This window comes from Bacillus sp. ISL-4 (assembly GCF_018613275.1).
GTDB classification, from domain to species: domain Bacteria; phylum Bacillota; class Bacilli; order Bacillales; family DSM-1321; genus Peribacillus; species Peribacillus simplex_E.
The window spans coordinates 1-14,737 of the sequence record NZ_JAGGQN010000079.1 but is presented as its reverse complement, the minus strand read 5'-3'; the positions used below and the strand labels follow the sequence as shown (position 1 = coordinate 14,737).

The following is a 14,737-nucleotide window of genomic DNA, read 5'->3' as shown; positions in this document are numbered from 1 at the left end:
AAAAGGTTGCCGCAGCAACCTTCCTTATTGAAGTAAAGCACCCGATAGTTCATTAAGGAACACAGCATCTAATTACATAAATGCTACCTATTAAGTTCAATTCATTAAGAAAAGGTGTTACCAATCAAATAACCAAGGTAAGCAAGAATAATCCCGAACCCATATGTCATTATTGTATAAAGAAGAAATTTCTTTTTATGGTTATTTTTAAACAGTTGTGTCATTTCTAACTTCAGAGTAGAGAAGGTAGTAAAAGCTCCAATAAATCCCGTTCCTAATAAAAGAACTATCATTGTATCAGCTTTTGTTCCAGTTATTATACCTAAAAGAAAAGCTCCTAATAAATTAACAGTTAGAGTTCCTATTGGGATTAGAAATGTGGATTTGTTATTTAGATGTTTACTAATGGTATAACGGGCTATCGCCCCGAAAAAACCACCAATCCCGACCATAATTATATGTAACATTGTCACGATTTTTGTACCTCCTTACTCACATTGAATCCTAATCTGCTCATTAATAATCCCCCGAAAATACTTACAAAAACATAAAGACCCCCCAGCAATATATTACCGTTTTGAAACAATTTAACGGTTTCTATACTTAATGTTGAGAAAGTTGTAAAGGAACCAACAAATCCAGTTCCGATTGCTGTTGTTAAAGTAGAGGATAAAGAAGTCTTCTTAAATAATCTGGTTGTTAACCAAGCCAATAAAAAACTTCCGAATAGATTAATGCTTAATGTTGCATAGGGGAAAGAACTATTCGTAAATAAAGAAACGCCAATCACATATCTTAAAATAGCTCCAAGAGATCCTGCAACGCCTACCAAAAAATAAACCATTTTAATACCTCCTAATTAAATGCAAATAAAAAGACCCCTGCCAGTAAAAATACCAGCAGGAGTCATTAGCCATTGGCGGTTAAAGGTGAACTCCATCACCTATTATTAACTTTTCTCTACTTAATAATAAATCAAATGGCTCTATAAAGGAAGTATCACCTTTAAGTCATCCTTCTTCAACTCCCTCAGTTTGATGCAAATATCTCTCGAATGCTCACTTATTCACAGGATTTCATAACACAATTGTACAATAACACAAATATAAAAATGTAAATTATGAGTAAACTTATGGTAGACAATGCTAATTTATGTGGATTATCAATTTTAATTTTATTTTGTGTGCTATTTTAGATTTATTCTACGTAAAAAGAAAGCCTGCTATTGTGCTGAACTATATTATTTCAAAAATTAGTGGAGATCCGCCTATGTCCAATAAAAAGGCTGCCCAAAATATCTCAGGCCGCCTTCTGGTTAATATAACTTACTCATTGGATTCATCATCTTCAAAGCCATTATAGTTGTATTGTGAACGGTCTATTGGAGTAAAGTTCTTAGGCGTATGGAACCTTAGTAAGTCTCCATTTACAACCCTATCAGATAGCTCTAATTTATGTTCTACGATTTCCTGATATTCCTTACCTTTATCCAATTGATCCTCTTCCAATAACATTCCTGTGTTTGAATCATAAAATTTACCATCAACTGATGTAATAGTCGGACTTACAAAGTCAGCGTTCCGGAATGGAACAATTGGATCATGATCGTCAGATAATAAATCTGTTCCAAATTGAACATAATCTTTTGTATCAACACCTAACAAATGAAGAAGTGTTGGAAGAAGATCTATTTGGCCACCATATTCGTGATTAATTCCACCTTCTGCACCAGGTACACGAATGAATAGTGGTACCTGTTGTAAACCAGAGTTCTCAAATGGAGTGATTTCTTTTCCGATAACTTTTTCCATTGCTTTATTATGATTCTCGGAAATCCCATAATGGTCACCGTACATAACTATAACAGAATTTTCATACAACCCAGATTCCTTCAAGGAAGTAAAGAATTGCTCTAGAGCTTCATCGGCATAACGAGCCGTCTGGAAGTACGTATCGACAGATTCATCACCTGTCGTATGAGGTTTGATAGAAGCATCCTCAGCATCAATCGAAAATGGGAAATGATGCGTTACCGTGATTAATTTCGAATAAAATGGTTGAGGTAATGATTCCATAAGTGGAATAGATTCCTCAAAGAACGGCTTGTCCATTAGACCATATCCCGTTAGGTCTTCAGGATTCATATCATAGGAGCTTGAATCAAAAAACTCGTTATATCCAAATGATTTATAAATTTCATCACGATTCCAAAAGCTGCCTGTGTTGGCATGGAACACCGCAGACGTATAGCCTTGCTGACCTAAGATAGCTGGAGCCGCCTGGTACGTATTTAAACCTTTTGTTGTAAAGGCCGAACCCTGTGGTAATCCGTATAAAGAATTTTCAATCATAAATTCAGCATCCGCCGTTTTGCCTTGTGCAGTTTGATGGTAGAAATTATCAAAGTAAAGGGTATTTTCTTCTTTCGTTAGTGAATTTAAAAATGGTGTTACCTCTTCTCCATGCAACTTGTAATCAATAAGGAAATCTTGAATGGATTCAAGGTGTACATATATTACATTCATACCTTTTCCTTTGCCAAAGTAAGTTTCGTTTGGCTCCGCATAGTTAGTTTTTGTGAAATTAATGACCTCTGTCATGTCATCGCTATTTGCCATTACCCTTTTTGCAGATGCTTTTGTACTTTGAACCGCATCATAAATGGTGTAATTGTACATACCTAAATATTTCACAATATAATTTCGGTCAAATCCTCTTTTCAATAATTGGGGCCTGTCTATTTCCGCTAAAGCTAGATTTACCCCAGAAAGACCTAAGGCCAATGAGAAAAGAACAATAATCTTCCGACGTTCCATTCCTTTCATTTCCATCTTTACATACCTAATAGAAAGTAATCCGATCAATAAAATAATATCTGCGAAGAAAAACAGATCATATGGTTTTAGGAGAGAAAACACACTACCACTTACATCTCCAAAATTTTGTGTTTGAGTTAAGGTCGGTAATGTAATAAAATCATTAAAAAATCGGTAATATAATACATTGGCATATAAAAGAAATGACAAGAGAAAGTCAATGCCAATCAGCCAAAAATACTTTTTTCTACCTTTTAAAAAGAAAGAAAATCCTAAAAATAATATGGAAGATCCTAAAGGGTTCAGGAGTAATAGGAAATGTTGAATTGAATTTTCAATACCTAAATTGAACTGTGTTAATTGAACGATATATGTCTTTATCCAAAGAAGAAAAACAGTACTGATGAAAAACACGACATATTTATTTAAAATGCCTCGATTTTTTTGAAATACATTATTCATTTTTCACTCCTACCTACTATTGTACTTATAACTAAATAGTCTATTAATTATATTCTTATATTCTATTAAGCTCTTAAATTGAAAAGTTCCTGCCAAAACATGCACAGGAAAACTTTTCTTTACTTAATAATAAGAACTGGGCACTTCACTCTTTTCACTACTTTATGACTGACACTTCCTAGTACCATTTCTTGCAAAGAATTAAGGCCACGACTTCCGATGATGACTAAGTCAAACTTTTCATTATTTGCATAATCAACAATGGTTGGACCTGGTTCTCCGTGCATAATTTTCATTTGATAAGTTAATTTGTTTGATTTCAAAAGTTCTTCAACTGGCTGAATTTTTTTCCGACGTGATAATTCTAATTCTTCTTTTCCTTGGGCATGAAGAACCTGACTCTTTGCTTTTGTAAAATCCACTATATATACAGTTTCAATTACACATTCGTTAACTAAAGAAGCAAACTTTACTGCTTCTTTAGCTGCTCGCAATGAATTTTCCGATCCGTCTACAGCTAATAAGATTTTTTTATACATTTCTTCACTCCTAGAAAACTTAATGTGGACTTAACTTCGCATTTGAATCATTATATACAGCTAATTTATCTACAAGTTTTTTACTAGTTGCATCTAAACCTTTAATAGAAATTCTATTTCCACTTTCCCGGTATTTTATTACCACCTTATCAATTGCACCTACTGCCGAATCATCCCAGATATGAGAATTAGAAAAATCTATAATAATGTTTGAATTTTCAACGGTAAAATCAAATGAGTCTACAAATCCTTCAACGGAAGCAAAAAACAATTGACCTTCGATATCAAACACGAAGTTTTGGTTAACAAGACGTTTCGTTACCTTAATTTTAGAGATTTTAGCTACAAAGAAAATAGCACTTAATATAACCCCAGCAATCACACCTTTTGATAGGTCATGCGTTGCAACTACTATCACTACAGTAACCAGCATTACGGCTGCATCACTTTTTGGTGCTTTTCTCAAATAAGAGAACGAGGACCAATCGAATGTTCCAATGGACACCATTATCATAATTCCAACTAGAACTGGCATTGGAATCTGCACGACTAAATCACCCAAAACAATAATTAGGAATATTAAAAATAAACCGGCTATAAGAGTGGAGAGACGACCACGCCCCCCTGATTTTACATTGATTACAGACTGACCAATCATTGCACAACCTGCCATTCCACCAAAGAAACCTGTAACGATATTGGCAATACCTTGCCCTCTGGATTCTTTATTTTTATTACTTTCCGTCCCTGTCATATCATCAACTATTGAGGCTGTCAGTAAGGATTCTAATAACCCTACAATTGCCAAGGCAATGGAATACGGAAATATGATACTTAATGTTTCAAATGTGAACGGTACATCTGGTATAAAAAATGATGGAAATGATTGTGTTATAGATCCCAAATCACCAACGGTTCGAAGATCAAAATTAGAATATATCGCAACAGCAGTTAAGACTATTATTGCAATTAGTGGGGCCGGGATAGACTTTATAAATCTGGGCACTACATATACAATGACTAATGTAATCGCTACAAAAATATATGTCATTGTAGAAATTCCAATAAAATGAGGCACCTGTGCCATGAAAATCAAAATAGCTAATGAATTTACAAAACCAACCATGACAGCTCTAGGGATAAATTTCATGAGTCTCGCTATTTTAAATACACCAAAAAGCACTTGAATAATCCCAGTTAAAATGGTTGCTGCCAATAAGTAATTCAAACCGTGTTCTTTTACTAACGGAACCATTAATAATGCCATGGCACCAGTTGCGGCTGAAATCATTCCAGGTCGCCCACCAACAAATGCAATAATAACTGCAATACAAAATGACGCATACAAACCAACCATTGGGTCGACTCCTGCTATAATTGAAAAAGCTATAGCTTCTGGTATTAGTGCTAAAGCCACTACAATCCCAGCAAGGACATCTCCTCTAATATTTGAAAACCATTCTTTCTTTATCTTTTCTAACACTTTTCCTTCACCTCAATTATTTTCTTTGACTCTTGCACTAAAAGATGGGTCAGCAATACAATAATGACAGTTTACCATCACCCGTCCCAAAATGGAACCTTTTTAAACCCTTAAAATTAAATAAAATTTATGCTATGATAAAGAAAAGGGTTAAATAGTAAGGGGAGTAAGTAATGTTAATTGGATATATGAGACCTTTTCAAGAAGATCCAAAATGTGAAATTCAACATAGAAGTTTAACAAAAATAAATTGTCAAACAATCTTTTCAGAAGAACATTCATCTGCAAAAAAACGAGTACAATTAAAACATATGTTAGATAACTTAAATCAGGAAGATAAAATAATCGTTTACAAACTTTTCACTATTGCTGATTCAACTCGCCATTTAGTTGAGTTGTTAGATTTAATAGCTAAGAAAGGTGCTCATCTTCAATCTATATCAGAGGGGATTGATACAAGTAAGACATCAGGATATGCCTTTAATGAAATCGTGAAACATCTTTTGGAATTCCAAAGTGATATGATAAGTGAAAAAACCAAAAAAGGGCTTCATGAAGCCAAACAAAAAGGCGTTGTTCCGGGTAGACCACGAAAACCTGATGAAAATGTAAATCGTGCTATTATTATGTATCAAAGTAAAAAATATAGTCTTGCTGAAATAAAAAAGGAAACAGGTATCAGCAAATCTACACTATACCGATACCTTGAAAATTAATTCAATTCTTTTCTTTTGATGGTGCATAGGAAATTCAAATAAAAAAACCGACACAATTTATGTCGGTTTTTCTTGATTAAAGAAAGATAAGGGTCTTTCCCCTTTAGTTTTATCGTGAGTTTAAATTAATTTTAAACCCAATCATTGTTTTTAATTCGTAAGGAACTCTGTTAAGGACTTACCCTGATCATCCATTTGTGACTAACGTTGCCCCACTCTAATTGAGATGATATTATAGCTTTTTCTTAATACTTATTGAATTTGCCAGCAACCATAAGTAAATGGATATTTTTTAGAACGCTCTTAAATCTCCATAATAATTGGTAAAATGAAAGGGTTCCGCCCTGTTTTATTGTATAAGAATGGTTGTATAGATTTAATTACTCTTTTTTTCATTTGATTCCATCCTTTTGTTCCCTCTGTTAATTGAGAAGTGACTACCTCATACGTCAGTTGCTCCAGTTCTTGAATAAGAGGACCTGCTTCCCTTACGTACACAAATCCTCTTGTTACTATGGCAGGACGGTTTACTAATGTCCCCTGTCTATGATTGATGGTCATAGTAATAATTACAAGACCCTCTTGTGATAATATTCTTCGTTCTCTTAGCACAAGATCGCCAATGTCTCCAATTCCATTCCCATCTACATATACAGGCTGAGCAGGTACTTTATCTATTATCAGGGCATTGCTAGAAGAGAGTCCCAGTACGTCACCATTATCCAAAATGAAACAATTACCCCTAGGTATTCCACATTCATTAGCTAACTTTACATGGGCATGAAGCATACGATATTCTCCATGGATTGGAATGAAATAGGTAGGATTTAACAAGCGAATCATTAGCTTTTGTTCTTCTTGCTTTCCATGCCCAGAAGCGTGTATATCGCTGATTTTATTATTAATTACATTGCCACCTGCACGTTGTATCATATTAGTTACTCGGTTAACACTTATATCGTTCCCTGGAATTGGTGACGAGGAGAATACAACAGTATCCCCACGAATGATTCTAACATGACGATGGTTACCATTTGCTATTCTTGATAACGCAGCCATAGGCTCTCCTTGACTACCTGTACAAATAATCGTGATATCTTTACTTGGTGTTCTACCTATTTCATTTGCACTGATAAATACACAATCAGGTGCCACTATATATCCTAATTTCCTTCCAATTTCAATGGTTTTTTCCATACTACGTCCAACTACTGCTATTTTTCTTTTGTATTTTATAGAAGACTTTACGACTTGCTGGATACGGTCGATATTAGAGGCAAAAGTTGCAAAGATTATTCTTCCGTCTACATCTTGGAAAACGTCTTCAATGGCTTCACCCACCACTTGCTCTGATAGAGAAAAGCCAGGAACTTCACTGTTTGTACTGTCTGACAATAAACAAAGAACTCCTTCTCTGCTAATTTCAGCTATCTTATGAAAATCAGTTTCAGCTCCAGTTGGTGTTAAATCGAACTTAAAGTCTCCTGTGTGTACAATATTTCCGTCAGGGGTAGTAATCACCACACCAAATGAATCAGCAATACTATGAGTAGTCCGAAAAAAGCGAACTTTTAAGTGGTCAAATTGTACAGAGCTGTCATTGTTTATTTGATGGAACTCCACCCCACGAATCCTATGTTCATTTATCTTACTTTTCATTAATTCTAATGCAAAATCCCCACCGAATACCGGGACCTTAACATCACCTAGCTCACGAAATAAAAATGGTATTCCTCCAATATGATCTTCATGTCCATGAGTAATAAAAATCCCTTTAAGCTTTTCTAGATTATCCTTTAGATATGTATAATCCGGCAAGACATAATCAATTCCTAAAAGTTCACTATCAGGAAACTTAATTCCACAATCCAGAAGTATCATTTCATTTTTATACTCAATTACATAAGTGTTTTTACCTATTTCCCCAAGCCCACCTAGAGCAAATATTTTGGTGCCTTTCTTTATGTTATTCATAAGCCAACTCCTTATATAAATTTTGATTTTTTATTATTTAAAGGGCTCTTCCTTCAACTAAACCATGGGATTTCATTACCCTACAAATTTTTTCAATGAAAGTTTTTTACATAATAAAAGGAGGTCCTAGATTAGTAAGAAAATTTTATCTGCTACAATTTTCATTACTGAATTCATAAGGTACCTCTTAACTCCCAAAACCTTATTAATTTGAAAAAAACAATAAATATCAACCGTTTTCTTCCCAAACACTCTTATTTTTTTGTAAAATTCATACGGCTATATTCTATTATTAACAAGCGTTGGCCCCAACTGAACCTAAACTAATGTGTTTTTAATTTTGCATTAGAATCATTATAAACGGCCATTTTTTCAACAAGCTTTTTACTATAAGGATTTAAACCATTAATAGTAACTATGTTACCTTTCTCTCGGTATTTAAGAACCACTTTATCAATAGCCCCTACAGCTGAATCGTCCCATATATGGGCATTGGTGAAGTCTATCAATAAATTAGTACTTTCAATACTAAAATCAAAAGAATTTATAAACTCATCAACAGAAGCAAAAAATAATTGACCTCTCACATTGAAATATATTTTTTTATATTCTTGTTTCCTGATTATTACTTGGATCTTAGAAATCTTAGCAACAAAGAAGATCGCACTTAGTATGACCCCCGCTATGACCCCTTTAGATAAATCATGTGTTGCAACAACAATACCAACTGTAATCAACATTACGGCTGCATCACTTTTGGGGGCTTTTCTTAAATAAGTAAACGAAGACCAGTCAAATGTACCGATGGACACCATAATCATAATCCCCACAAGTACTGGCATTGGGATTTGTACAACCAAATCACCTAATACAATAATTAAAAATATTAAAAACAGCCCTGAAACCAGCGAAGATAATCTCCCACGTCCTCCTGATTTTACGTTGATGACCGACTGTCCGATCATTGCACAACCAGCCATGCCACCGAAGAAACCTGTCATAATATTGGCCACTCCTTGGCCTCTGGACTCTTTATTTTTACTACTTTCTGTTCCTGTCATATCATCCACGATAGAGGATGTTAACAAGGATTCCAACAACCCCACTATTGCTAAAGCAATGGAATATGGAAAAATAATGCTTAGTGTTTCCAAACTAAATGGTACCTCTGGAATTAAGAACGAAGGCAAAGATTGCGTAATCGTCCCAAGATCCCCTACTGTTCGCAACTCCGAATTTGTAAAGATTGCAATTGCAGTTAATACAATAATAGCAATCAATGGTGCTGGAATTGATTTCAAAAATCTTGGAACTACATATACAATTGCTAAAGTTATGGCCACAAAAATATATGTCATAGTTGAAATGCCCATAAAGTGAGGCACTTGAGCCATGAAAATTAAAATGGCTAACGAGTTCACGAAACCGATCATTACTGCACGCGGGATAAATTTCATGATTTTAGCTATTTTAAAAGCCCCAAAAATCACTTGAATGACACCTGTTAAAATGGTTGCGGCTAAAAGATAGTTCACTCCATGCTCTTTAACTAAAGGTACCATTAGTAACGCCATTGCCCCAGTTGCTCCTGAGATCATTCCAGGACGACCACCTATAAATGCAATAATTACGGCAATACAAAATGATGCGTATAAACCAACCATTGGATCGACCCCTGCTATAATTGAAAAGGCGATGGCTTCAGGAATAAGCGCCAATGCTACAACTATCCCGGCAAGTGTATCTCCCCTAATATTAGAAAACCAATCTTTCTTTATTTTTTCTAACATTCTATCTACTCCTCTTATTAAGATTTGTGACTTTTAACTCTCATAAAAGTCGGGTTCGATAATCAATAAGATGAGTTTAACATTAATCGCCCCAAAATTGAACCATTTTGGGGCGATTAATTCAAATATAATTAATGGTAATATTTCTTCCGGCATAAAATCTAAATGTTTTTTGTTTCTAGTGTTCTTTTAACGTGTAGTCATGAACAATAAAAACCTTCATGTAGTTTAAATAAAAATTCCTATTTTTTATTCATGAAGTGATTATTTTTTATTAAGAGCAATAATATTCGGGGGATTTACAAACATGGTGAATTTTTGTGCATTTCATTTGTTTCATAGCTACTTCATTTAAGTAAGATTCAATAAATTAGAAAATCAATTAATTATTTTTTCTTTGCCAGTTCCTTGACAATAATAACAAGCTTCTTTTATATCTGGAAATTTCACTAAGATATAACCTTGCCCAGTACATTTTTTACACATTTCTAATTTAACCATTTTATTCCTCCTTAATAAAACTTTAAGCTTTGAGAAATCCACAAAACAACAAAAGGATGAATTGATATTTCTAATTATAAAAAAAGGAAAAGGTGTAGCAATTTTTAATCATTTATATTAGGAAATTAATAATAAAGACATAAAGGGAAGAAATTAAATCCCTTTGTAAAAACACTTTATTCATTGTTCTTTTAGTTTCAAAATTATTCTTTTGAAAAAAATGTACTTTATTATAAAAATTATTTAACAATCAAAACTGGACAATTTGCTCTTTTTGCTACTTTATGACTTACACTTCCCAACATTAGTTCCTGTAAACTATTCAATCCTCTACTTCCAATTATAACTAATTCAAAATTATTTTTATTTGCATAGTTGACTATTGTTGGACCAGGTTCCCCGTTTAGGATATTTATTTGAAATTTAACTCCTGCTTCTTTAGCTTTGTTTTCAACGAACTTCATTCTTTTTTTTCTTAAATCATTCAGATTAGCCGAATTCCAATTATTCAACACCTCTGTTTTTGATCGGTCATTATCTACCACGTATACTACATCGATACTTGAATCCTCATTACACTTAGCAATCGAAATTGCTTGCTCTGCTGCACGCTTTGAATGCTCTGAACCATCAGTGGCTAATAGGATTTTTTTATACATTTGTTTTCACTCCTAATTATTTTTTTACTATAAAAAATCTAAAACTAAAACGCTTTCATATATAAGTATAATATTTCCCATTTTTTCACAAAAAATCAAACAACATTTTTTTGGGAAAACCCCCTTCATTTTTTATATGATAAGTTAACCTGAAAGTGCATAAAACCAGGATATTTTTTAGAAGGTTTAAATATAAAAACAGGCTGTTAAGGTGACATCTCCCCCCTATTACTCAATAGTTTTGTCGCAAACTGATCCGTCAGAAAAGATGTATTAATACATTACTTTCAAAGAGTTATCTCATTCTTAAATTTATTGAAATATAGTTACGTTACTTGGTTCAAACACAGTTAGAGGAGAAATTTCCCAAAACCTATTTGAGTTTTTAAATCGTTAGGTTTTCTAATTTTCATTAATTCAATCAAGTCCTTTCATTAAACTTTAATTTCAATTTAAATAATATTCCGGTGCCTTTAATTAGGTATGTAAAATAAACCAAAAAGCCTTAATAAACAATCTGGCCCGTTTTTTAATAGCAAAGGAGAACCCAATCTATTCATATGCTTTTTATAAATTTTGTATAAGGGTTATTACCAACGAAACGGCTCAAAAATATTTGTCCAGAAAATTCCTTTTCTGAACACATGTCATGGCGGTTTGAATAACGCTTTTTTTTGTTACCATTCACGTCATAAAACCCTGTTCATTATTCTACGTCCAATAACATATTAAAATCTATCTTATTGTAGATTTGAAACAAAGTTTGATCAAACTAACCTTGATAAATGAATAAATAGAAAGGGCATGTTTTGAAAAAAGATTATCAAAACATGCCTTTATACTAAATTATTCTTTAATAAAAAACGCTGATCTTTTTTGTCTTCCTTAATAAACTAACGCACCCGTTACTTTAAGTAGAATATTTCACAATCATAGTAAGTTCCACAGAAAAAGGCATAAATCCTTCCTGCTGAATCAATGCCTTCACTTTTTTAAATTAACTTTACTATTACTTTTTTTAGTTAACATATAGCTTTGTTTTATCATTTCGTAAATGTCTTCCTTTGGAACAGTACCGTCAAGAATTATCGAATTCCAATGGTCCTTATTAAGATGAAATGCCGGAACTACCGAATTGTAAATCTGACGCCAATAATCCAAAAAACCGAGTTCACATTTCACATTAATCCAAATATGGCCATCTTTTTCAAATATCCACGCAAACACTTTCTTGTTATCTATATGTCGCATTAACGTCCAATTCTTATCGCGAAATGGATAATCTTTATATGTATTCCCCATCCCTAAACAGTAACCGATAGCTTCCTCTCTATTTTTCATTGTTAACCTCTTCTCTAAAATAATAACTTTCTAATTTTTTAATTGCATCCTAAATTATAAGCCTTGGACCCTTTATTGCACTAACCTGCCCCGATAGTTGCATAAAATCGAGTAGGAGGAGGCGCCTAGCCTCCTCCTACTCGATTATTTTAATTAGTTTGGACTTGCTATCGTTCATTCAGATTACCACGTGTTCTTTTGCCGATAATTGTGATTATGTTAAGAGATAATGGTAAAAAAAGGTCATTATTCCTTGGAGTAATGGCCTTTTTATCTTAGAATAGATTGTCTTATAACAGATCACGTGTAATTTTTTGAGCCATATAATCAATTTTCTGTATTATATCTGAATCGTTTGTGACTTCCAGTTTTTCAGCTTTAAATAGTTGGAGCTTAATCAACGTATAGAAATCTAAGAGCACTTGGTGAAGTGTCATATGATGCAGCATTAAAAATTTCATATCTAGTATTGCTCGAACTAATACATCTTCTTGTAAAAAAATAAGTCGTTCATTGATATCATTAAATATACCTTTCTCTTTTCCTTCTTGATAAAATGATGAAATTTGATCTTCACGTCTTTTCATTGCTTCTTTTAAAGAATTGTATAGATCTGGGTACATTACTTTCAGTTCATCTAAGAAAGTATCAGAAATGTACGCCGCAAGTAAAATAGCTTGTTCAAATAGTTGTCTAAACTTAGAATCAAAAGATTGTACGGTATCAAGAGATTGTACAGTTAATTCATTGATGTATTGGACAAAACTATTTACGACACCTTCAATAATTTCTTCTTTTGAAGCGAAGTATTTGTACATTGTAGCTTTGCTTACATCCATATATTTTGCAATTTCATCCATTCGCAATGATTGAAATCCTTTTTTTCGTACAGTAGGAATTAGTTTAATAAGTAATTTACTCCTCATTTCATCTTGAGGACTTTTAGCGTTGTCTTGGTTAGTATTCATAGCTTTTGCCTCCTTAACTTTTATTATTATACATAAAAACAAAATAAAAATATACAAAAAATACTAAATGAACTCTTTTTGCTTTTTTTGTTTACTTTGTATATTTTTTTGTGCTATGCTTATCACGAAATTACTAATTGAAGCAGAGATAACAAGATGCAAGTTAGAAAATTAGATTATACAAGGAGGAATTTTCATGAAACATCGTGATTTAGGAAAGCAAGGTCTGAACGTATCAACGCTTGGTTTGGGAACTATGGGGATGTCTATGGCGTACGGCCCCCCATCAGATGAGGAAGAGGGAATTAAGACCATTCAGCATGCCTATGAGCTGGGAGTGAATTTTTTTGATACGGCTGAGGTGTACGGGTACGGTCACGGTCACAATGAGAAATTAGTTGGAAGCGCGGTTAAGGGTTTTCGTGAAAACGTAGTGCTGGCTACTAAATTTGGGTTTGATATGACTGTTGAGCCACTCGGCTCACGTTTCAACAGTCATCCGGATAACATTCGTAAAGTAGCAGAAAATAGTCTGCGTTATCTACAGACCGACTACATCGACGTTTTCTACCAACATATCCTTGATCCTAACATTCCAATAGAGGAAGTAGCCGGGACCGTTGGAGAACTCATCAAGGAGGGTAAGGTAAAGTACTTTGGATTGAGTAATGTAGGTCCTGAAACGATTCGACGCGCTCACGCTGTGACTCTAGTCTCTGTACTCCAGAGTGAGTACTCAATATTCGAACGTGAGGTCGAGGAGAAAACATTACCAGTTTTGAGAGAACTCGGTATTGGTCTAGTCCCATACGCTCCTCTTGGCCGTGGGTTCCTGACGGACGCTGTAAAGCCTGCTGAGGAATATGCTGAGGACGACTTCCGTCGTATTGACGAACGTTGGAAGGGAGAGAACTTCATTTACAACCTGCGTGCAACAGAGCAACTGAAGGAAATGGCAGTAGATAAGGATATCACCGTCGCCCAGTTGGCTCTTGCTTGGCTTCTTGCCCAGGGAGAAGATATTGTCCCAATCCCAGGTTCACGTAGTATGACACGTGTGACGCAGAACATTGGTGCCGCAAATGTCAAACTCGCGAAGGCTGACCTTAATCGTATTAATGAGATTATTCCGCACGGAGCAGCAGGGGGCAGATATCCGGCCGAAATAATTAACAATTACACAAGTGATTGATACATCTGAATAGCCAGCCGTAATATCAATTATATATAATGTAAAACATGAATAGGTCACCTTATAACCTGTAGGTTATGAGGTGACCTATTCTACTATTAGCTAGAAGCACTATTAATCAACTTTAAGTTGATTCTAATTGCCTTAAGAGTAAATAAACAACTGTATTATGATGAAACATTTACATAAATCCTTACTAAGTGATCTTCCACAAAATGGCCAAATTGTTGAACAAAGATCAAACAGTACTCTTCAACTATCCTGCCCCGATAGTGCCATAAGAAACTCCTATGGCG

The 14,737-nt window shown here is 34.1% G+C and carries 13 protein-coding genes and 1 riboswitch; of the genes, 2 read left to right on the top strand and 11 right to left on the bottom strand.

Features of this window, described 5'->3' with window-relative positions:
* Positions 1–104: 104 nt before the first annotated feature.
* The 5 genes from crcB to J7J00_RS27245 form a co-directional block, all read right to left on the bottom strand.
* Entirely contained in the window at positions 105–467 is a 363-nt protein-coding gene (gene crcB / locus J7J00_RS27265) for a fluoride efflux transporter CrcB (protein WP_214796267.1), read from the bottom strand.
* A gap of 2 nt (positions 468–469) precedes the next feature.
* Complete coding sequence (locus J7J00_RS27260) at positions 470–844, bottom strand: fluoride efflux transporter FluC (RefSeq protein ID WP_214796265.1); 375 nt, start codon at positions 842–844, stop codon at positions 470–472.
* 49 nt (positions 845–893) lie between these two features.
* Positions 894–953: riboswitch (Fluoride riboswitch) on the bottom strand.
* Positions 954–1,325: 372 nt separating this feature from the next.
* Positions 1,326–3,278: a lipoteichoic acid synthase gene (gene ltaS / locus J7J00_RS27255; RefSeq protein WP_214796263.1), complete on the bottom strand. Its 1,953-nt coding sequence runs from the start codon at positions 3,276–3,278 to the stop codon at positions 1,326–1,328.
* Between the two features lie 119 nt (positions 3,279–3,397).
* On the bottom strand, positions 3,398–3,817 hold the full coding sequence (locus tag J7J00_RS27250; protein ID WP_214796261.1) for a universal stress protein: 420 nt from the start codon (positions 3,815–3,817) through the stop codon (positions 3,398–3,400).
* Positions 3,818–3,836: 19 nt separating this feature from the next.
* Positions 3,837–5,300, bottom strand: a complete 1,464-nt coding sequence (locus tag J7J00_RS27245) for a SulP family inorganic anion transporter (protein WP_214796259.1) — start codon at positions 5,298–5,300, stop codon at positions 3,837–3,839.
* 173 nt (positions 5,301–5,473) lie between these two features.
* Between J7J00_RS27245 and J7J00_RS27240 the strand changes: the two genes are divergently transcribed.
* A complete protein-coding gene (locus J7J00_RS27240) occupies positions 5,474–6,016 on the top strand; it encodes a recombinase family protein (RefSeq protein ID WP_214796257.1) in 543 nt (180 codons plus the stop codon).
* 303 nt (positions 6,017–6,319) lie between these two features.
* Here J7J00_RS27240 and rnjA read toward each other — a convergent pair whose 3' ends face one another.
* From rnjA to J7J00_RS27215, 6 genes are all read right to left on the bottom strand, one after another.
* Positions 6,320–7,990: a ribonuclease J1 gene (gene rnjA, locus J7J00_RS27235; protein WP_214796255.1), complete on the bottom strand. Its 1,671-nt coding sequence runs from the start codon at positions 7,988–7,990 to the stop codon at positions 6,320–6,322.
* A gap of 323 nt (positions 7,991–8,313) precedes the next feature.
* Positions 8,314–9,780 carry a SulP family inorganic anion transporter gene (locus J7J00_RS27230; RefSeq protein ID WP_214796253.1) on the bottom strand — a complete coding sequence of 489 codons (1,467 nt, stop codon included), beginning with the start codon at positions 9,778–9,780 and terminating at the stop codon, positions 8,314–8,316.
* 378 nt (positions 9,781–10,158) lie between these two features.
* On the bottom strand, positions 10,159–10,281 hold the full coding sequence (locus J7J00_RS28545) for a hypothetical protein (RefSeq protein ID WP_286201610.1): 123 nt from the start codon (positions 10,279–10,281) through the stop codon (positions 10,159–10,161).
* Between the two features lie 239 nt (positions 10,282–10,520).
* Positions 10,521–10,940 (bottom strand): universal stress protein, encoded by a 420-nt coding sequence (locus J7J00_RS27225; RefSeq protein WP_214796251.1) that lies wholly within the window; start codon positions 10,938–10,940, stop codon positions 10,521–10,523.
* Between the two features lie 984 nt (positions 10,941–11,924).
* Positions 11,925–12,281 (bottom strand): MmcQ/YjbR family DNA-binding protein, encoded by a 357-nt coding sequence (locus tag J7J00_RS27220; protein ID WP_214796249.1) that lies wholly within the window; start codon positions 12,279–12,281, stop codon positions 11,925–11,927.
* Between the two features lie 290 nt (positions 12,282–12,571).
* Positions 12,572–13,249, bottom strand: coding sequence for a TetR/AcrR family transcriptional regulator (locus tag J7J00_RS27215; protein WP_214796247.1), 678 nt, complete (start codon positions 13,247–13,249; stop codon positions 12,572–12,574).
* A 196-nt stretch (positions 13,250–13,445) separates the two neighbouring features.
* Here J7J00_RS27215 and J7J00_RS27210 point away from each other — a divergent pair, with 196 nt between their 5' ends.
* Complete coding sequence (locus J7J00_RS27210; protein WP_214796245.1) at positions 13,446–14,441, top strand: aldo/keto reductase; 996 nt, start codon at positions 13,446–13,448, stop codon at positions 14,439–14,441.
* Positions 14,442–14,737 lie beyond the last annotated feature (296 nt).